General features: G+C 68.9%; 17 protein-coding genes and 1 pseudogene. 9 read left to right on the top strand and 9 right to left on the bottom strand.

All coding sequences use genetic code 11. The features are described from left to right. Positions 1-206: 206 nt before the first annotated feature. Entirely contained in the window at positions 207-1,502 is a 1,296-nt protein-coding gene (locus tag DIE22_RS33160; protein ID WP_260426824.1) for a tetratricopeptide repeat protein, read from the top strand. 117 nt (positions 1,503-1,619) lie between these two features. Here DIE22_RS33160 and DIE22_RS33165 read toward each other — a convergent pair whose 3' ends face one another. Together DIE22_RS33165 and DIE22_RS33170 are read right to left on the bottom strand one after the other, a co-directional pair. Then, positions 1,620-1,811, bottom strand: a complete 192-nt coding sequence (locus DIE22_RS33165) for a DUF2964 family protein (RefSeq protein WP_124502087.1) — start codon at positions 1,809-1,811, stop codon at positions 1,620-1,622. Between the two features lie 15 nt (positions 1,812-1,826). Beyond that, the gene (locus DIE22_RS33170) at positions 1,827-2,306 is read right to left on the bottom strand and encodes a universal stress protein (RefSeq protein WP_124502088.1); all 480 of its coding nucleotides are present in this window, start codon (positions 2,304-2,306) and stop codon (positions 1,827-1,829) included. Between the two features lie 266 nt (positions 2,307-2,572). Here DIE22_RS33170 and DIE22_RS33175 point away from each other — a divergent pair, with 266 nt between their 5' ends. Together DIE22_RS33175 and DIE22_RS33180 are read left to right on the top strand one after the other, a co-directional pair. Next, complete coding sequence (locus tag DIE22_RS33175; protein WP_124607045.1) at positions 2,573-3,334, top strand: 2-keto-4-pentenoate hydratase; 762 nt, start codon at positions 2,573-2,575, stop codon at positions 3,332-3,334. 135 nt (positions 3,335-3,469) lie between these two features. Beyond that, positions 3,470-4,876, top strand: a complete 1,407-nt coding sequence (locus tag DIE22_RS33180; RefSeq protein ID WP_124607046.1) for a 3-deoxy-D-arabino-heptulosonate 7-phosphate synthase — start codon at positions 3,470-3,472, stop codon at positions 4,874-4,876. 58 nt (positions 4,877-4,934) lie between these two features. On the opposite strand, the gene DIE22_RS33185 is transcribed toward DIE22_RS33180, so the two are convergent. The 3 genes from DIE22_RS33185 to DIE22_RS33195 all read right to left on the bottom strand — a co-directional run bounded on the left by DIE22_RS33185 (position 4,935) and on the right by DIE22_RS33195 (position 8,003). After that, the gene (locus tag DIE22_RS33185; protein ID WP_124607047.1) at positions 4,935-5,990 is read right to left on the bottom strand and encodes an AraC family transcriptional regulator; all 1,056 of its coding nucleotides are present in this window, start codon (positions 5,988-5,990) and stop codon (positions 4,935-4,937) included. Between the two features lie 149 nt (positions 5,991-6,139). After that, complete coding sequence (locus DIE22_RS33190; RefSeq protein WP_124499286.1) at positions 6,140-6,466, bottom strand: hypothetical protein; 327 nt, start codon at positions 6,464-6,466, stop codon at positions 6,140-6,142. A gap of 31 nt (positions 6,467-6,497) precedes the next feature. Next, a complete protein-coding gene (locus tag DIE22_RS33195) occupies positions 6,498-8,003 on the bottom strand; it encodes a hypothetical protein (RefSeq protein WP_124607048.1) in 1,506 nt (501 codons plus the stop codon). A 452-nt stretch (positions 8,004-8,455) separates the two neighbouring features. Between DIE22_RS33195 and DIE22_RS33200 the strand changes: the two genes are divergently transcribed. After that, the gene (locus DIE22_RS33200; protein ID WP_124607049.1) at positions 8,456-10,627 is read left to right on the top strand and encodes a hypothetical protein; all 2,172 of its coding nucleotides are present in this window, start codon (positions 8,456-8,458) and stop codon (positions 10,625-10,627) included. 7 nt (positions 10,628-10,634) lie between these two features. After that, entirely contained in the window at positions 10,635-11,342 is a 708-nt protein-coding gene (locus DIE22_RS33205) for a DUF3142 domain-containing protein (RefSeq protein ID WP_124499289.1), read from the top strand. 86 nt (positions 11,343-11,428) lie between these two features. Here DIE22_RS33205 and DIE22_RS33210 read toward each other — a convergent pair whose 3' ends face one another. Continuing rightward, the gene (locus DIE22_RS33210; RefSeq protein ID WP_124607050.1) at positions 11,429-12,265 is read right to left on the bottom strand and encodes an alpha/beta fold hydrolase; all 837 of its coding nucleotides are present in this window, start codon (positions 12,263-12,265) and stop codon (positions 11,429-11,431) included. Between the two features lie 249 nt (positions 12,266-12,514). Between DIE22_RS33210 and DIE22_RS33215 the strand changes: the two genes are divergently transcribed. Next, the gene (locus DIE22_RS33215; RefSeq protein ID WP_124607051.1) at positions 12,515-12,889 is read left to right on the top strand and encodes a VOC family protein; all 375 of its coding nucleotides are present in this window, start codon (positions 12,515-12,517) and stop codon (positions 12,887-12,889) included. A gap of 79 nt (positions 12,890-12,968) precedes the next feature. On the opposite strand, the gene DIE22_RS33220 is transcribed toward DIE22_RS33215, so the two are convergent. Further along, on the bottom strand, positions 12,969-13,802 hold the full coding sequence (locus DIE22_RS33220) for an oxidoreductase (protein ID WP_124607052.1): 834 nt from the start codon (positions 13,800-13,802) through the stop codon (positions 12,969-12,971). A gap of 94 nt (positions 13,803-13,896) precedes the next feature. On the opposite strand from DIE22_RS33220, the gene DIE22_RS33225 reads away from it, so the two are divergent. Continuing rightward, positions 13,897-14,868, top strand: coding sequence for an AraC family transcriptional regulator (locus DIE22_RS33225; protein ID WP_124607053.1), 972 nt, complete (start codon positions 13,897-13,899; stop codon positions 14,866-14,868). 30 nt (positions 14,869-14,898) lie between these two features. Here DIE22_RS33225 and DIE22_RS33230 read toward each other — a convergent pair whose 3' ends face one another. Next, a complete protein-coding gene (locus tag DIE22_RS33230; RefSeq protein ID WP_124607054.1) occupies positions 14,899-15,171 on the bottom strand; it encodes a hypothetical protein in 273 nt (90 codons plus the stop codon). Between DIE22_RS33230 and DIE22_RS33235 the strand changes: the two genes are divergently transcribed. Further along, on the top strand, positions 15,170-15,847 hold the full coding sequence (locus DIE22_RS33235) for a hypothetical protein (protein WP_124607055.1): 678 nt from the start codon (positions 15,170-15,172) through the stop codon (positions 15,845-15,847). The two genes, DIE22_RS33230 and DIE22_RS33235, sit on opposite strands and share 2 nt — an antisense overlap. Before the next feature lie 28 nt (positions 15,848-15,875). On the opposite strand, the gene DIE22_RS33240 is transcribed toward DIE22_RS33235, so the two are convergent. Beyond that, positions 15,876-16,028, bottom strand: a complete 153-nt coding sequence (locus DIE22_RS33240) for a hypothetical protein (protein ID WP_260426825.1) — start codon at positions 16,026-16,028, stop codon at positions 15,876-15,878. 74 nt (positions 16,029-16,102) lie between these two features. Between DIE22_RS33240 and deoC the strand changes: the two are divergent. Next, positions 16,103-16,765: pseudogene (gene deoC / locus DIE22_RS33245) on the top strand (deoxyribose-phosphate aldolase); the annotation flags it as partial. Positions 16,766-16,845: the final 80 nt, after the last annotated feature.

The raw sequence follows: 16,845 nt of genomic DNA on the forward strand, positions 1-16,845 counted from the left end.
CCATTGTCGGGCGAACCGACATATCACGGCTTGATACAAATCACGATATCGTTCATCGGCCCGCAACGACACGAAATAGGGACGGATTTGACGGCATCACCTGTTATGCTGCGCGCGGGCAAGTCCGCTGCCCTGCCCGTCCGTTTCCCGCGTGGGTCGGCCGGGCGCAATCCGCCTCGAATGGCATGGAATGAACGGCGATCCCCATGGCGGAATCGCCGGCCCGCGGCACGCTGTTTATAGAAGACTGCGCCATGCATTCGATGGTTTACCGGCCGTCGGTCAATAACACCCTTGCATACAAGAACCGCATTTTCATGACATCACGCTTTTTCACCGCATGCATTGCCGCCGTCATCGGCTGCACCGCGCTGCCCGCCGCCCATGCGCGCACCTATATCGCGCCGACGGCGTCGCTCGGCAAAGGTGCCTACGTCCATCAGTTCGTGCTGCGCGATCCGGTCACGCACCAGCCGCTGCCCCATGCGCGGTACCGGCTGTTCCTGCCCGGCCAGGTCATCGCGGGGCTGCCCGTCAAGCCGGGCCAGCACGACAGCGTGATCTTCGGCACGACCGACGCAGCCGGACGCACGGTCCGGATCCGGCTGCCGAAATCGCATCCGCAGAAGCAGTGGGTGTTCAATCCGGTCATCGGCGACGGCGACCTGGGCGAATCGTTCCGGCTGGTCGGGGCGGCCGGCGACGCGCCGCTCGGCGGCGTCCCGTACATGCTGGACGTGGAGCACGAATACCTGGCGTGCGGTTACTCGGACGCGAACGGCTACACCTACTACGCGCAATCGCGCACGCCGCGCAACGTCAGTCTCTACACCGGGATGCCGGACGGGTCCGCCGACACCGACTGGTGCGCGGGCCCCGGCGTGGCCATTGCGAACAGCGCGGACGAACCGGGCGCGCCGGACCTGTACACGCAATACCTCGGCAGCCTGGTCGGCAACGGCGACCGGATCAGCAGCGAATTGCGGCAACGGATCGTCACCAAGCTGCTGTCGCTCGCGATCGCCGCACGCGACGCCGGCCGCGTGGCCGCCGTGCTCGACCTCGGCGAGATCTCCGGCGACCGCCTGAACGACATCGGCTATCGGCTCGTCGATGCGGGCATCGAAGTCGATCGCGGGCTGGCCATGATCGACGCGCATCTCGCGAAATCGCCGGACGATGCGTATGCGCTCGACAGCAAGGGGTGGGCGCTGTATCGCCTCGGCCGCAACGACGAAGCGCTCGCGTGGTTCGACCGCTCGATCGCGATCTTCGCGAAGGACGACGACGGCGACACGCGTGAAGCGTGGGCGACCGGCCTGACGCACAAAGGGGAAGTGCTGTGGAAGCTGGGCCGCCAGGACGAAGCGCGCGCCGCGTTCGCGCAGGCGCGCAGGATTCAGCCGAACAACGCCGAGCTGGCGGAAACGTTGCAGCGGCTGAACGTGCAGGCAAAGCCCGACGATGCGGGTGCGTCAGCGTCCGGTGCGACCGGCACGTAACACGTAACAGGTAACAGGCTCGCAACGCGCGGCCGGCAGTGATCGTCGGGCACCGCCCGTCACTGCCGGGCACCCGCACGCGTCTTCATCTTCAAGAAGACAGGCGGTTTTCCCGCGTCAGCTCTCGCCCTTCGGCCCCGGGTTGAGCATCACGACGAAACCGGCCACGCCGACGATCAACGCGATCGCGCCGCCGCGCAGCGCGATCGTTTCGTCGAACAGCAGCCCGGTCACGACGGCCATCATCCCCGCGAGCGACACGAACACGGCGATCGCCGCGACGACGATCCGGTACTGGCGGCGTATCATCGCGCGCCCTCCGCGTCAGGCCGTCGCGGCGGAAGCCGGCACGCCGGCATCGTCGCCGCGAATCAGCAGCACCGGGCACTTCGAGCCGCGCACGAAGCGCTCGGCAACACTTCCGAGCACCACGCGCCGGATCCCGCGCCGCCCGTGCGTGCCGACCACCGCGAGATCGATCCCTTGCTCCTTCACGTAACGCTGCAGGCGTTCCGCGACGTCCTCGCCGATGCTCTCGGTTTCGACGAGTTCGCCCTCGCCTTTCGCGCCGGCCTGCGCGATGACCTGTTCGGCTTCACGCAGCACCTTGCGCCCGTCGTCGCGGATTTCCTCGATGAGCGCGTGCGGGTCGAAACGGCCCGCGTACGTGAACAGCACCGACTTGTCGACGACGTACACGACGCTGACGTGTGTATCGCCCGCCTTCGCCACCTTCAACGCCTCGGCAAGCGCCTGTTTCGACGAAGCGCTGCCGTCGACGGCCACCATGATCTTCTTGTACATGCGAACCTCGCTGGGGTGAGTTGCCGCGCGCGACGGCGCGCGGCCATGTCCCCATCATCGGCCCGCGGCGGGCTCGAAGCTTGACGGCGATCAAGATTCACCGGAAACGGGTCGTGCGGCAAAGCGCCACGCGGAGCAATCGGGGTTCCGGATGTGCGGCCGCGCCGAGCAATCGAGCGGCCATGCCGCCGAAAGCGCTATCATCAGCTATGCGACCTTCGTCCGGCCCTTTTTTTGCCGGCTCACTTTCAACTCGCTCAACCGACATGACAACGACTACCGAACGCGTGGACGGCGCCGCCCAGCATCTCGTCGCCGCCCGCCATGCCGGCGTGCCCGGCCCGCTGCTGCCCGACGCCTTCCGTCCCGAGAACGTCGACACCGCGCTCGCAATCCAGCATCGCGTCGCCGACCTGCTCGGCGAAACCATCGGCGGATGGAAATGCGCACTGCCGCCGCCCGACCGCGTGATCGTCGCGCCGATCTTCGCATCGACGATCCGCGAAGCCGATGCGCCGTACCGTGTCGTCGGCGGGCCGATCGTGCGGATCGAGCCGGAAATCGCGTTCGTGCTCGATCGCGACCTGCCCGCCCGCGCGCGGCCGTACGACGAGCACGACGTGCGCGGCGCGATCCGCGAAGTGCGCATCGTGCTCGAGGTATTGGGGTGCCGCTATGCGGAGCCTGCGCGCGCGTCGAAGTTCGAACTGCTCGCCGACGGGCAGTTCAACCAGGGGCTGTGCGTGGGCCCCGTCGTGCCCGACGGGTTGAACGTGCCGCTCGAGACGCTCGCGCTGTCGTTCGAGGGCGCGCTGAACCGCACGATCGACGGCCGCCATCCGGATGGCGATCCGCTCGAGCCGCTCGTGTGGCTGGTGAATTTCCTCGCGTCGCGCGGCGACGGCGCGCGCGCCGGCCAGATCGTGACGACCGGCTCGTATGCGGGCGCGATCGACGTGCCGCTCGGCGATGCGCTGACGGTCCGCTTCGGCGAGCTCGGCAGCCTGTCGGTGACGCTGACGGCCTGACGTCCGGCGGCGCGGGCGGCCCGCGCGCGAATCCCGGCGAGCGCGCGGCATCCGGCCCTGCGTGCCGGCGTGGCGTGATACCGTTGCACATCGCCCGTCACGCACGCGAAGCCGCGCCCGCTCCCGTCATTCGTCATGCCGCCGATACCATTGCCCGCCCTGCTGGACGAAGTCCTGCGCACCGTCGATCGCCGCTACCGGTTGCCGCCGCTCGTGCGCACGTCGTCGCTGACCGACGCCGCGAACCCGGCCACCGTCATCGCGGTCGTGATCGAGGAAGCGCGCCGGATGCAGGTGGAGGGCCGACCGCCCGACCCGGGATTGCAGCGCCGTTTCATCGGCGCGCTCGCGCGGATGATCCGCGACGCGATGGACACGCAATCCGGCGACCCTGCCTTCCAGGCCGCGGTGCTGCGGCATGGCGCGGCAGCCGTGCGCGAATACGCATCGCTTGCCGCGCATGCCGAACAGGATCGGCGCACGCTGCGCTCGGCCGTCAACACGCTCGCGCATCCGGCCCGGCTCGAACGGCACGCGCAGGCGTGGCAACGCGAGCCGCTCGCACGGCTGCATGCGGCCGCGGCCGGCGCGTCGTGGGACGATCTCCATGCCACGCTGCGGCACCTGCTCGCGCAACCGGAGACGGCGACCGGCAGCGCGTTCGAGCAGGACATCGTCAAACTGAAGGGCAGCCCCGCGCTCGCCCGGCTGCAGCGTCTCGACGCACTGTCGCGGGACGCCGACGTCCGGCAGTACCGCACGCTGTGGGGACGCCAGGGGCCGCTCGAAGGCAGCGCGCTCGCCGTCGCGCAGGGCCTCACGTCGCAACAGCGGGGCGCGGCCGTCGAAGCGCTGGCCGCGCAGGCGCTCGACGCCTTGGCCGCGCAACTCGATGCGAGCGATGCGCATCGCACGTATCGCGTGGTCACGTCGATGCGCGTGCCGGCATCGATTCCGGCCAAGCACGACCGCGCGAAAACCGAGTGGGATGCGGTGCTGCTCGAGCGCGCGCGCGGCGACGATCCGTCGGCCGCGTGGCACGTCCGCTTCCTCGTCGAGGCAAAGGCGTCCGCGGATGCCGCGACGACCGATCTGCCGCGCCTGCTGCGCGGCCTGAGCCTGCTCGCGCAAGCCGAGCCGGATACGGTCTATGCGTTCGATACGCGCGAAGGCACGGTACGCCTGCACGGCGCGTCGCTGCGCGCGCTGGCGACCGACGACGCGGCATTGCAGCGCGAGGTGCTGTACTGCTGCGATGCATCGGCGGACCCGGCGCCGCGCCTGCTGGGTGCCGCGAGCCGGATGCAGCTGCTGTCGGCGCCGGCGAGCCTGGACTACGCGAGCGCGCTGACGCAGCGCATGGATGCCGATCCGCACGGCCTGCACGCCGTCTGGGACGCGCTGCTGGCACTGCCGTCATGGCGCGCGGTGCTGCACCAGTACGAATCGCTGCGGCAGGTACGCGCGCTGATGGTGGGCGTCGACGACCTGATGGCCGCGATCGAAGGCGATATGGGCGACAGCGCTGCGAACGATTCGTGACGCACGCGCCCGGACGGACCGGCTTTCGCGCTGAATCGCCACGCCACGCGCCATCGGCTCAGTTGTTGAGCACCCCGAACGGCAGCGTCCATCCCGTCAGCCGCCCGCCGTCTCCCCAGCGATTGTCCCCGTCCGCGCCGACCGGCAGCAGCACCGGTGCCGCCGCGCATTCGAGCGTTTCCTTCGGCGTATGGCCGAACTCGGCCTTGAACAGCCGGTGGAAATACTTCTCGTCGGGAAAGCCGTGCGCCCACGCGATTTCCGCAATGCGCTGATGCCGGCGCCGCGGATCGCCGAGCACGTGATACGCATGCCGCAACCGTCTATGCGTGATCTGCCGCATCACGCCGCCCTGTTCCTTGAACAGCTGATAGAGCCGCGCCCTCGACACGCCGATGTCCCGGCAGATCCGGTCGGGCGTGAGGTCGGGCTCCAGCAGGTGCGCGTCGATATAGCGCCGCACGCGCTCGACCAGCGCGTTGTCGAGCGGGCCGCGCGCATCGTCGAGTGCCTGTGCGCTCGGTGCAACCGCCGCGGCCAGAAGCAGCAGCAACGATTGCACGACGCTCGGCACCTCATGCGTGCGCAGGTCCGGAAGATTGCGGAACAGCGACAGCATCTGGTCGCCCAGCAGCCGTCCGACACCGCTCGAAAGCGTCTGCCCGTGCGCGTTCGCCGCATGGGCCGGCAGCAGATGGCGCGGCACCACCAGGCTGATCACGTCGCCGGCCTCGACCCGGCAGTCGTTGACCTGCGCGACGTCGTAGACGAACAGGTCGCCCGCGCGCTTGACCAGCTCCGGCCCGCCGGTGCGGCACGTGAGCCGCCCGCCCAGCAGCACCGTGAAGCGGATCGAATCCTGGCCGTCGAGCCGGATCCGCCGCGTGGTCCGTTGCACCGTATAGGTCGGCGCGCGCGACTGCCAGCGCCGCCCCGAAAAGATCAGCGGGCCGAGCGCCGCACCGGTCGCTTCCGCGTCGAACGGGCCGTGGCCGCCGGCGTCGTCCAGCCGGTAGTCGCACAGCATGTCCTTGACCCAGACGTGGAACCGGTCCGGCTCGGGGTAATCGGTCGTGCGAAACTTGAAAACAGGGACGAATGCCGCATGATCCATGACAGTTCTTTTATCGAGCCGACCGGAAGGGATGAATCGGTTCGTCGATTATCGGACCAAATTGCGCCGGCACAAGGCCGGCGCGGCAAATCGTCCGCAACAAGCGGTCGACCGGCGCCCTGCGGCGGGCGTCGTCGCGATCGCGGCCATCAGCGTTGCGGATGGCATTCCCAGTTGTTGTACGTCGGCCGATCGATCGGCGTGAGCCCCGGAATCATGAACACCGTACAGCCGAAACGCCGTCCCTTGCCCGTCGTCGCGTCGTAACTCACCTTCTGGCCGCCCAGCCCGTCCTTCCTGCCGTACTGCACGTTGGCGATGGTGATCTCGTCGGACGACGCAAGCCCGAGCGTCTTCGCGGTCGACGTCTGCACGTCGACCATGTTCATCTGCGTCGTGCCGCACGCGGACAGCACGAGGCCGGCGACCGCGGCGCCCAGCGCGGTCCGTACGGTGCAATGCAAGGTCTTCTTCATCGATTCTCCTTCGGTTTGCCGCGCCACGCGATTACGAGCCCGGGGTATAAAAACTGGACTGCAGCTGGCTGCCGATACTCGCGACATACGATTGCCAGACGAGCGCCATCGACCCCGCCGCGTTGACGGCCAGCGCCGGCCACGACGCGCTCTGTGGCGCCACCGTCGACGCGCTCCACGCACCGCTCCGGTAGCGGGCCGCGATGACGGCCGACCCGCCCGGCAAACCCGTGTCCTGCCATGCGGCCGTCACATTGCCGGCCGCGTCGATCACCAGCGGCGGGTACTGCGCGGCCGCCCCGTTCAGGTGTTCCGTCAGCCGCTGCAGCGGCCCCCAGTTGCCGCTGGCGTCGGACACGCTCGCCAGCAGGACGGCGCCGCCTTGCGCCCACATCGCGGCGGCCACGCCGTTTTCGTTGACGGTCAGCATCGGCGTCGCGATGAACCCCGTAGGCTCCGCGATCGCCGGCGCCACGGGCTGCGTGGGCTGCCACCCGGTGCCGGATACGTAGCGTTGCGACATCGTGGTCGTGAGGATCTGCCCGCCCGTCACGTCCATTTGCCCCCAGACCAGCGTGATGTTGCCCTTCGCGTCCATGCCGGCCACCGGCGAGATGATCGTCGTGAACAGGCTCGTGTTCGATACGGCCTGGTTGACGTCGGTCCAGCCGTTGGTCGCGTCGTACGTGGCCGTCCACAGCGCCGACTGCGTGTGGTTGGTCTGCCGCCACGCGAGCACCGCGCGGCCGGATGACAGGACCGCAATCATCGGCCTCACGTTGTCGGTATCGCCGGTCACCGCACCCGGCCCGGTCTGCACCGGCATCTGGATCAGCGCCGTCGGCGACCACTGCCCCGCCTGCGTATAGCGCGTCCATGCGATGCGCGTATCGAGCAGGCTGATCGACTGCGTCCATGCGACGAGCGCGTTGCCCTGGCTGTCGATCCCGGCCGTATAGGACGACCCGCTCATGTCCGGCGCCAGCTCGAACGCCGCGCCCCATCCGCTACCCGGGCTGTACGGGCGTGCCCACAGCGCATACGTGTTGGGGCCCGGCATCCATTCGGTCCAGAACGCGACCGCCTGTCCGCTCGCGTTGCCGACCAGTTGCGGCTGAACCCCGGTCAGCCCGTTCATCGAATGCGAACCGTCGCTCGTGTCGAGCCGCGTCGCGCTTCCCCAGCCCGCGCCCGGGACATGGCGCGCGCCCCACATTTCGTTGCCGTTCGCGCCGGCCGGGCCGTAGGTCATCCAGGTTGCGAGCGCATTGCCGCTCGCGTCGATCGTCACGCTGGGGTCGCCTTCCGGTCCCTTGCCGTCCACCGCGACGGCCGTCGACCAGCCGGCCTGCGGCTGCGCGGTTCCGCCGCCCGTCGGGCCGCCGCTCGAACCGCCGCCGGGCGATGTCGTACCGGACGGCGCACCGGGATTGCCCGGCGTCGACAACGACCCGCCGCCGGTCGTGGCGACGTCATCGCCGCCGCATGCGGTCAGCGCGAGAGCGGCTGACATGATCATCCATGTAATGGGTTTCATCGGAATCCTCTCGTTTTCTTTTTCCGGCATGCGCTCGTCTGCCGTTCGCCGAAACGACGCATGACATCGATCGGCCGATTGATTAGCAATACTATTGAACAGGCATGGAAAGCGGCGCCGTTTCACGCCCCCGTCACGATCGATTCCGTCGGGCGGATCGACGCGAACGCCGCCTTCTGCAGACCTCCCCCGTCGGACGGCGAAGACGACGGCATGTCGTCTATCGCCGGGTGTCCGTCACTGCCGGCTGCATCTTAATTCATGCACGCCGGATTCAAGGTGGCATTGCGTCTGCACTGAGTGGACTTCCGTTTCGCCGGACCGGCGAGCGGCGCGACGGGCCGGCCTGCGTGCGCCGGCTACCGACGCGGCTCGTGAGGTACGATACGCGCCGGGACGAAATGCCCCCTGAGAGACCCGGCCGTCGCGGCCCCACCCCAGCACAAGAAAAAATGCCGAGAAACCCGACGCTGCACCGAAACCTGCTCGCCGCACTGGCGGCCAGCCTGCTTTGCCAACCCGCCGCCCGCGCCAGCTCGGACGACAGCTGCAACGTGCCGCCCACGCTCCGGCAAAGCACGTACTCGTGCGGCAACGTGCCGATGCTGAGCCCCGCCAACGACACGCGCATCAACGCGATGCTGATGATGGTCGACAGCGGCAAGGTCGCGCAGGTGTTTCCGGACCCGAAGACCATCCCGGCGAAAGACCGGATCAACCAGATCATCGTGCCGTTCCCGATGGATTTTTCCGGGTGGATCCATATCGGCCAGAAGGAGCCCGACAAGACCGGCGGCGCATCGGATGCCGACGCGCCGTCGAACCGGTATGCCGACGGCGAAGGCAGCATCTGCCGCAGCATGGACTCGGGCGCGGACGCATTCAACGACGCACTGGGCGGCGCCGGCGGCCTTCCCGCCGACGAAGCCGCACGCCTGCGCGCGGCGCGCACCGACATCGCGCAGAAGACCTGTGCCGCGGGCGGCGCGAGCGCCGCATGGACGAAGCCGCCGGTCAAGTCGCCGCTCGGCCAGCAGTTCGCCGCGTATCTCGACGGCACGAATGCGTTCTACCGCGCCGACTTCCTCACCGCGACCCGGGCCTTCGCGAGCGCATCGCACAGCACGAACCCGTGGCTGAAGGAAACCGGCCTCTATATGGCCGGGCGCGCGCAACTGAACGCCGCGCAGGCCAATGCATTCGACAACGACAGCCCGACGCCGTCGCGCGCGCGCGTGACGAAGGTGTCGCTCGACGCCTCGAACACCGTGTTTCGCACCTACCTGAAGGTGTATCCGCAGGGGCGCTATGCGGTTTCCGCAACGGGGCTGTTGCGGCGGGTCGCGTGGCTCGGCGGGAACGTCGCGCAGCAGGCCGACCTCTACGGCCACGCGCTCGCGCGCTGGTCGCCGGCGACGTCGAACGTGCCGCTGATGCAACTGGCGAACGAACTCGACAGCAAGCTGCTGTTCGGGTCGGAACTCGACGCGCGCCAGATCCAGTCGCCGACCGTGCTCGCGACCGTCGACCTGCTGCGCATGCGCACGTCGGACAGCAGCGACTCGAGCCGCGGCAAGCCGCTGACGCTGGACGATCTGCAGGCGCAGAAACCGCGCTTCGCGAACGCGCCTGCGCTGCACGACTACCTGCTCGCGACCTGGCATGTCCAGATCGGGCACCAGCCGGACGCCGCGCTCGCGTTGCTGCCGCAGACGCCCGCCGTGCCGCTCGACTACTTCGGCCTGAGCCAGCAGGCGCTGCGCGCGTTCGCGCTGGAGGATAGCGGCCAGGGCGACAAGGCCCGCCAGCTGTGGCGCGACCTGATCCCGCTCGCGAAATTCCGCTTCCAGCGCGAGGCGCTGGAACTCGCGCTCGCGATCAATCTGGAGCAGGCCGGGCGCGTCAACGACGTGTTCGCCGACGATTCGCCGGTGCAGAACGCCGCGATCCGGGCCGTCCTGCTGCAGCGCACGGCCGATGCGGACCTGCTGCGCACGCAGGCGCAAAACCAGGCGACCGGCGGCGCGCTGCGCGACACCGCGCTGTACGCGCTGCTGTACAAGGAACTCACGCGCTCGCACTACGCCGAGTTCATCGCCGATACCGCGCTGGTGTCCGGCGCGCCCGCCGCTCCGTTGAAACCGTTCGTCGCATCCGGCGCCAGGAACGAGGACGGCTACGTGTGCCCGTCCGCGCGCGACCTCGCCGCGGCGCTGCAGCAGCATCCCGGCGATCCGAAAGGGCTGAACTGCCTCGCCGATTTCGTGCGCCTTCATCCGCCCGCGTCCGGCCTCGAAAACGACACGGTACCGCCGTGGGTGCGCAACGCGTCGGCGGCGGCCGCCACGCGCGTGCCGCCGACGCTCGGCGGCGCGCCGTCGCAGTTCGGGGGCAAGCCGTACGAGCGGATGTCGAGCTACGTGACGGTGATCGCCGATGCGCAGGCAGACCCGAACGACCGCGCGTACGCGCTCTACCGTGCGATCAAGTGCCATGCGCCGGCCGGCTATAACGAATGCGGCGGCAAGGACGTGCCGAAGAACACGCGCAAGCGCTGGTTCGACACGCTGAAGACCGCCTATCCGGGCAGCCCGTGGGCGCAGAAGCTTCGCTACTACTGGTGAGCGCCGCGTGAAGCGCATCGCGTGTCTCGCGCTGCTGCTGGCCGGCCGCGTCGCGCTGGCCGGCACCGTCGATCCCGCGCAATACGACGCGTTCTGGCTGTGGGCCGGCGTGAAGCCGCAGCCGGTCGTCAGCGGCGCGCGCGCCGTCTACGTGCTGCAGGGGCAGATCGAAGCCGCGCCGCGGGACGAGTCGCAGGTACGCGTCATCGCGCAGGGCGTCGCGCTGCCGCCCGCGCCGCACGCTCGCGTGTGGCTCGTCTATCGTGCGCATACGCTGCACTGGACGCCGCGCGTCACGCAGATCATGCTCGCGCAGCTCGAGCGCTGGCGCGCGTCCGGCCGCACGATCACCGGCATCCAGATCGACTTCGACGCGCGCACGCGCCACCTGCAGGATTACCTCGAATTCCTGCGCACGCTGCGCGAGACCCTGCCCGCCGATTGCCGGCTGAGCATCACGGGGCTGCTCGACTGGAGCAGCCGCATCGATACCGACCAGGTCAACCAGCTCCGGGGGATCGTCGACGAAGTGGTCGTGCAGACCTATCAGGGGCGCAGCACGATCCCCGACTATGCGGCCTACCTGCCGCGCGTCGCGCGGCTGCGACTGCCGTTTCGCATCGGCGTGATCCAGGGCGGCGAGTGGGACGCGCCGCCGTACCTCGCGGCGAATCCGTGGTTCCGCGGCTACGTCGTGTTCCTGCGCAACGACTAGCGGGCGGCAACGCGGCGGCCGCAATCCCGCCCGCGCAATGGCGGCGCAGCCCGCGAAAGCGGGCATGCGCCGCTACCGTTGCACCGTTACGCCTGCACGAAAGCCAGCAGGTCGGCGTTCAGCACGTCCGCGTTGATCGTCAGCATCCCGTGCGAATAACCCGGATACGTCTTCAGCGTGCCGTTCTTCAGCAGCTTGACCGACTTCAGCGCGGAATCCGCGATCGGCACGATCTGGTCGTCCTCGCCGTGCAGCACGAGCGTCGGCACCGAGATCGACCGCAGGTCTTCGGTCTGGTCCGTTTCCGAGAAGGCCTTGATGCCTTCGTAGTGCGCCTTCGCGCTGCCGATCATGCCCTGGCGCCACCAGTTCTGGATCACGCCCGGGTGCACCACCGCGCCGGGCCGGTTGAAGCCGTAGAACGGGCCGGACGGCACGTCCAGGAAGAACTGCGCGCGATTGTCGGCGAGCGCCTTGCGGAAACCATCAAACACGTCGAGCGGCAGGCCTTCCGGGTTCGCGTCCGTCTTCAGCATCAGCGGCGGCACCGCGCTGACCAGCACCGCCTTCGCGACGCGGCCGGCCGGCTCGCCGTGCCGCGCCACGTAGCGCGCGACTTCGCCGCCGCCGGTCGAGTGGCCGACATGGACCGCGTTGCGCAGGTCGAGCGCTTCGGCCACCGCGAACGCGTCCGCCGCATAGTGGTCCATGTCATGGCCGTCGGAAACCTGCGCCGACCGGCCGTGACCGCGGCGATCGTGCGCGATCACGCGGTAGCCCTTCTGAACGAAGAACAGCATCTGGGTATCCCAGTCGTCGGAGGACAGCGGCCAGCCATGGTGGAACATGATCGGCTGTGCATCCTTCGGGCCCCAGTCCTTGTAGAAGATGTCGACGTTGTCCTTCGTGGTGATGTACGGCATGGCTGCAAGCTCCTTTTGGGTCAGTGAACATCGCGTGCCGGCCGATCGCCCGGGCGGGTGTCGGTGACGAACTGCGGCGCGGTGGCACACCGCGTCGGTCGACGCAGCACCTCCCGTTGTAGCGGAAAACGGCGACCGTGTCATGACGCCGATTACATGCCGACCTGCATCGCGCCCGGCGGGCCACGGCGACGTGTGGCAATATCGCGTCGGATCCGTCGTGCAGCCCCACTCACTCCAGGGACCCTCATGTTCGACCACGTCAAATTCGGCGTCAGCGACTATGCCGCGAGCAAGGCGTTCTTTCTCCGCGCACTCGAACCGCTCGGCGTAGCGGTCCTCGGCGAAGGCGTGCCGACCTACGGCGTCGAACTGGGCGCGCCGGGCAAGCCGACGCTGTGCCTGTTCCAGACCGACGAGCAGCCGGCCCATCTTCACCTCGCCTTCGCGGCCGACACGCGCGCGCAAGTCGACGCGTTCCACCGTGCGGCGCTGGCAGCCGGCGGCCAGGACAACGGCGCACCCGGCCTGCGCCCGCAGTATCACGCGAACTACTATGCCGCTTTCGTCATCGGTCCGGACGGGCACAACCTCGAGGCGGTTTGCTCGCGTCCCGAGGCGTGATCGTTCGATCGAACAACGATTCACCGCGCTCGCGTGCAACTCGACGAACCGTAGCTTGCCGCGCGCAAGCGACCGCGCGTCAGCCGTCCGTCGACACGGTCACCGCCTCCCACGCGCGCAGGTCTTCTTCCAGCGCCGCCCATCTGGCGCGCACGAGCCGAAGCGCGTCGCTGCCGAGCAACAGATGGGCCGGCGGATGGTCCGCCGCCATGACCGAGAGCATCGCGCGCGCGGCCTTGGCAGGATCGCCCGGTTGCCGGCCGCTCTTCTCCTCGCGCGCCTGGCGGATCGGATCGAAGATCGCGTCGTAATCGGCGATCGAGCGCGGCGTGCGCGTCATCGAGCGGCCGGCCCAGTCGGTGCGGAACGAGCCCGGCGCGACGGCCGTCACCGTGATGCCGAACGGCGCGAGTTCCTGGCCGAGCGTGTCGGAAATCCCTTCCAGCGCGAACTTGCTGCCGCAGTAATACGCGATGCCGGGCATCGTGATGTGGCCGCCCATCGACGTGATGTTCAGAATGCGGCCGCGCCGGCGTTCGCGCATGAACGGCACGACGGCCTTCATCATCGCGACGGCGCCGAATACGTTCACGTCGAACTGCCGGCGCATCTCCGACAGCGGCGACTCCTCCATGATGCCTTCGTGCCCGTAGCCGGCATTGTTCACCAGCACGCCGACGGGGCCGACGCTCGCCTCGACGTCCGCGACGACGCCGTCGATGCGTTCGAAATCGGTCACGTCGAGCACGCGCCCGATGGCCGCATGCGGGGACAGCGCTTCGAACGCCCGCCTGGCCTTTTCACTTCTCACGGTGCCGACCACCGTGTGACCCGCGGCCAGCGCCTCCTGTGCGAGCGCGCGGCCGAAGCCGCTGCTGACGCCGGTGATGAGCATGATGTTGCCGGATGCCATGTGAGCTTCTCCCGAATGTCGATCGAAGCGTGCATACTAGTCTGACGGACTACGCCGAATAAGCCCGATTCCGCTGATTTTCTTGCACAAAACTATGAGCGCCACGCCCTCCCCGGCTCGATCGCCGTCGCTGCCCGCGCGCGGCCGCCAACGCCTGATCGCGTTGCTGCTCGCGTTGGCGCCGGACGAAGGCTACAACCTGACCGCGCTGCCGAGCGTGCGTATCCTGCGTTCGAACCGTGCGCTGTCGCGCACGCCGGTCCTGTACGACCCGGGCATCGTGATCGTGTGCCAGGGCCGCAAGCGCGGCTATTTCGGCGGCGAGCGCTATCTGTACGACGAGGCCCACTATCTGGCCGTGTCGGTGCCCGTGCCGTTCAGCATGGAAACCGACGCAACGGCGGAGCACCCGCTGCTCGCGCTGTATCTGCACCTCGATTTCCCGATGGCGGCCGAACTGGCCGAGCGGATCGATCGCGAAGGCATCGCCGAATCCGTGCAGGCGCCGAGGAGCATGATGTCGACGCCGATGGACGACGCAATGCAGGCGAGCGTGCTGCGTTTCGTCGAGGCGATGCATCGGCCGCTCGAAGCGGCGGTGCTCGGCACCGGATTGCTGCGCGAACTGTATTTCCGCGTGCTCACCGGCGCGCAGGGCAGCGCGATGAGGAACGCGCTGGCGATGCGCGGCCAGTTCGGCCGGATCGGCCGTTCGCTGCGCCTGATCCACGCCGGCTACGCGCAAGCGCTCGACGTGACGCAACTGGCCGGGGAAGCCGGCATGAGCGTGCCGAGCTTCCACAGCCACTTCAGGGCGATCACGCAGGTGTCGCCGATGCAGTACCTGAAATCGACGCGGCTGCATCAGGCGCGCCTGTTGATGGTGCGCCAGGACCTGACGGCGGAGGCGGCCGGCCATGCGGTCGGCTATGCGAGCCAGTCGCAGTTCAGCCGGGAATTCAAGCGGCTGTTCGGGCTGACGCCCGCGCAGGAGACGAAGCGCATGCGCGCGCAGTTCGCGATTCCGGCGGCGTTCGAGGATGCGGTGTTCGTGTCGTCGCATTGACGCGTCCCGCCCCGCTGCGCCTGCATGCCCTCACCGCGCGCCCGCCTTCCACACCGTCACCGCGTGCAGCGTCTCCTCCGGCTTGAGCACGGTCGTCGGGAACGACGGATGGTCCGGCGAATCGGGAAAGTGCTCGGCTTCCCGCGCGCACATGCCGCCGTACGTGACGACCTTCAGCATCACGCCGCGCGCATTGGCCAGCGTGTGCGCGCTCACCGCGCGCCCGGCCGCGGTGGTTCCGTAATCCGCGCGGCTGAGTTTGCTATGCTGCGCGCATCGCCCGCCCGAGTCGATCGCCGACATGAACGACCTGACCGCCGATGTCGCGCGCACGCTGCGCGCCTCCTGCGACGCGTGCTACGGCACGGCCGCTGTCTGGCCGCTCGTCGAGCGTGCGTATGGCGAGCCGCAGCGCTTCTACCACACGCTCGCGCACCTGGCCGAGTTGTTCGGGCATCTCGCGCCCTATCGCGCCGAACCGCTTTGGCCGGCGATCGAACTCGCCGTCTGGGCGCACGACAGCGTCTACACGACGACGCTGCCGGACTACGCGGAAAACGAAGCGCGCAGCGCGCAATCGCTCACGCAGATCGTGCACGCGCACTGCACCGAATCGTGGCGACATGCGCACGCAGCGCACGTGTCCATCGCACACGCACTGGTGCTCGCGACGAAGTCGCACCGGCTGCCCGACACGTTTGGCTCCGATCCGGACGTGCTACGCGCCGGGCGGATTTTTCTCGATGCCGATCTCGCGATCCTCGCGGCCGCACCCGACCGGCTTCGCGAATACGACCGCGCGATCGCACGCGAATGGGCGCAGGATCCCGACGCGCCGTCGACGGCATTCCGCATCGGCCGCAAGCACGCGCTCGACCATCTGCGCGAGCAGGATTCGCTGTTTCATTCGGTGGAGTTCGCGCCGCTCACGCCGCTCGCGCAACGCAATCTCGACGCGCTGATCCGCATGTACGCGTGACTGCGATACGCGCGGACGTGCCGGTTCGTCAGACGGCCCCGCGCATCCGCACGACGGCCCGCGCCCGCACCGCGCACGTCGGGATCACCGCACCGGCGAGCGCCGACGCACCCGCGAGCACGAACGCGCTCGCATGGCCGCCGCCGTATTGCACGAGCCAGCCGGTCAGGCTGGGCGGCAACGCGTAATAAACCGATGTGAAAACATCAACTTTCCGTGTGCCTGTCCGGCTCACGCCCCGTGGAGTCCCGACACATGCCGCTTTCCAACGCCCAGCTCGCCCAAACCATCGATCACACGCTGCTCGCGCCCGACGCGAGCGACGCGCAGATCCGCGAACTCTGCCGCCAGGCGGCCGAGCATCGCTTCTACTCGGTCTGCGTGAATTCGGCGAACGTGCCGCTCGCCGCGCGCGCGCTGGCCGGCACCGGCGTGCGCGTCTGTGCGGTGGTCGGCTTCCCGCTCGGCGCGGGCCTGTCCGCCGCGAAGTCGTTCGAGGCGCCGGCCGCGATCGCGGTGGGCGCGCGCGAGATCGACATGGTGATCAACCTCGGCGCGCTGAAGAGCGGCCGCGCCGACGACGTGAAGGCCGACATCGACGCCGTGCACCGCGCATGCGACACGGTGCCGCTCAAGGTGATCCTCGAAACGGGGTTGCTCGCCGACGACGAGAAGGTGCGCGTGTGCGAGATGTGCCGTGAGCTCGGCGTCGCGTTCGTGAAGACGTCGACCGGCTTCGGTCACGGTGGCGCGACGCTCGCGGACGTCGCGCTGATGCGCCTCACGGTCGGCCCCGCGCTCGGCGTAAAGGCATCCGGCGGCGTGCGCGACCGCGCTCGCGAGGCCGGCGCGACGCGGCTGGGTACGAGCACCGTGGTGGTGATCGTCAGTGACGAGCGGAGCGGCGACGCGGCGTACCGACCCGGCGGCAACCAGGCTGCCTGCGCGTCAGCGGCTGACGATGTGCAGGCAGCCGTCCCCGGACAGTTCGCCCGCCG

The sequence above is a fragment of the Burkholderia sp. Bp9142 genome, assembly GCF_003853415.1.
Lineage (GTDB): Bacteria > Pseudomonadota > Gammaproteobacteria > Burkholderiales > Burkholderiaceae > Burkholderia.

Bases quoted from the DNA above. Each gene is read 5' to 3' on its own strand.
- DIE22_RS33160 (WP_260426824.1), top strand. From the start codon at position 207: ATGGCGGAATCGCCGGCCCGCGGCACGCTGTTTATAGAAGACTGCGCC.
- DIE22_RS33165 (WP_124502087.1), bottom strand. From the start codon at position 1,811: ATGATACGCCGCCAGTACCGGATCGTCGTCGCGGCGATCGCCGTGTTC.
- DIE22_RS33170 (WP_124502088.1), bottom strand. From the start codon at position 2,306: ATGTACAAGAAGATCATGGTGGCCGTCGACGGCAGCGCTTCGTCGAAA.
- DIE22_RS33175 (WP_124607045.1), top strand. From the start codon at position 2,573: ATGACAACGACTACCGAACGCGTGGACGGCGCCGCCCAGCATCTCGTC.
- DIE22_RS33180 (WP_124607046.1), top strand. From the start codon at position 3,470: ATGCCGCCGATACCATTGCCCGCCCTGCTGGACGAAGTCCTGCGCACC.
- DIE22_RS33185 (WP_124607047.1), bottom strand. From the start codon at position 5,990: ATGGATCATGCGGCATTCGTCCCTGTTTTCAAGTTTCGCACGACCGAT.
- DIE22_RS33190 (WP_124499286.1), bottom strand. From the start codon at position 6,466: ATGAAGAAGACCTTGCATTGCACCGTACGGACCGCGCTGGGCGCCGCG.
- DIE22_RS33195 (WP_124607048.1), bottom strand. From the start codon at position 8,003: ATGAAACCCATTACATGGATGATCATGTCAGCCGCTCTCGCGCTGACC.
- DIE22_RS33200 (WP_124607049.1), top strand. From the start codon at position 8,456: ATGCCGAGAAACCCGACGCTGCACCGAAACCTGCTCGCCGCACTGGCG.
- DIE22_RS33210 (WP_124607050.1), bottom strand. From the start codon at position 12,265: ATGCCGTACATCACCACGAAGGACAACGTCGACATCTTCTACAAGGAC.
- DIE22_RS33215 (WP_124607051.1), top strand. From the start codon at position 12,515: ATGTTCGACCACGTCAAATTCGGCGTCAGCGACTATGCCGCGAGCAAG.
- DIE22_RS33220 (WP_124607052.1), bottom strand. From the start codon at position 13,802: ATGGCATCCGGCAACATCATGCTCATCACCGGCGTCAGCAGCGGCTTC.
- DIE22_RS33225 (WP_124607053.1), top strand. From the start codon at position 13,897: ATGAGCGCCACGCCCTCCCCGGCTCGATCGCCGTCGCTGCCCGCGCGC.
- DIE22_RS33235 (WP_124607055.1), top strand. From the start codon at position 15,170: ATGAACGACCTGACCGCCGATGTCGCGCGCACGCTGCGCGCCTCCTGC.
- DIE22_RS33230 (WP_124607054.1), bottom strand. From the start codon at position 15,171: ATGTCGGCGATCGACTCGGGCGGGCGATGCGCGCAGCATAGCAAACTC.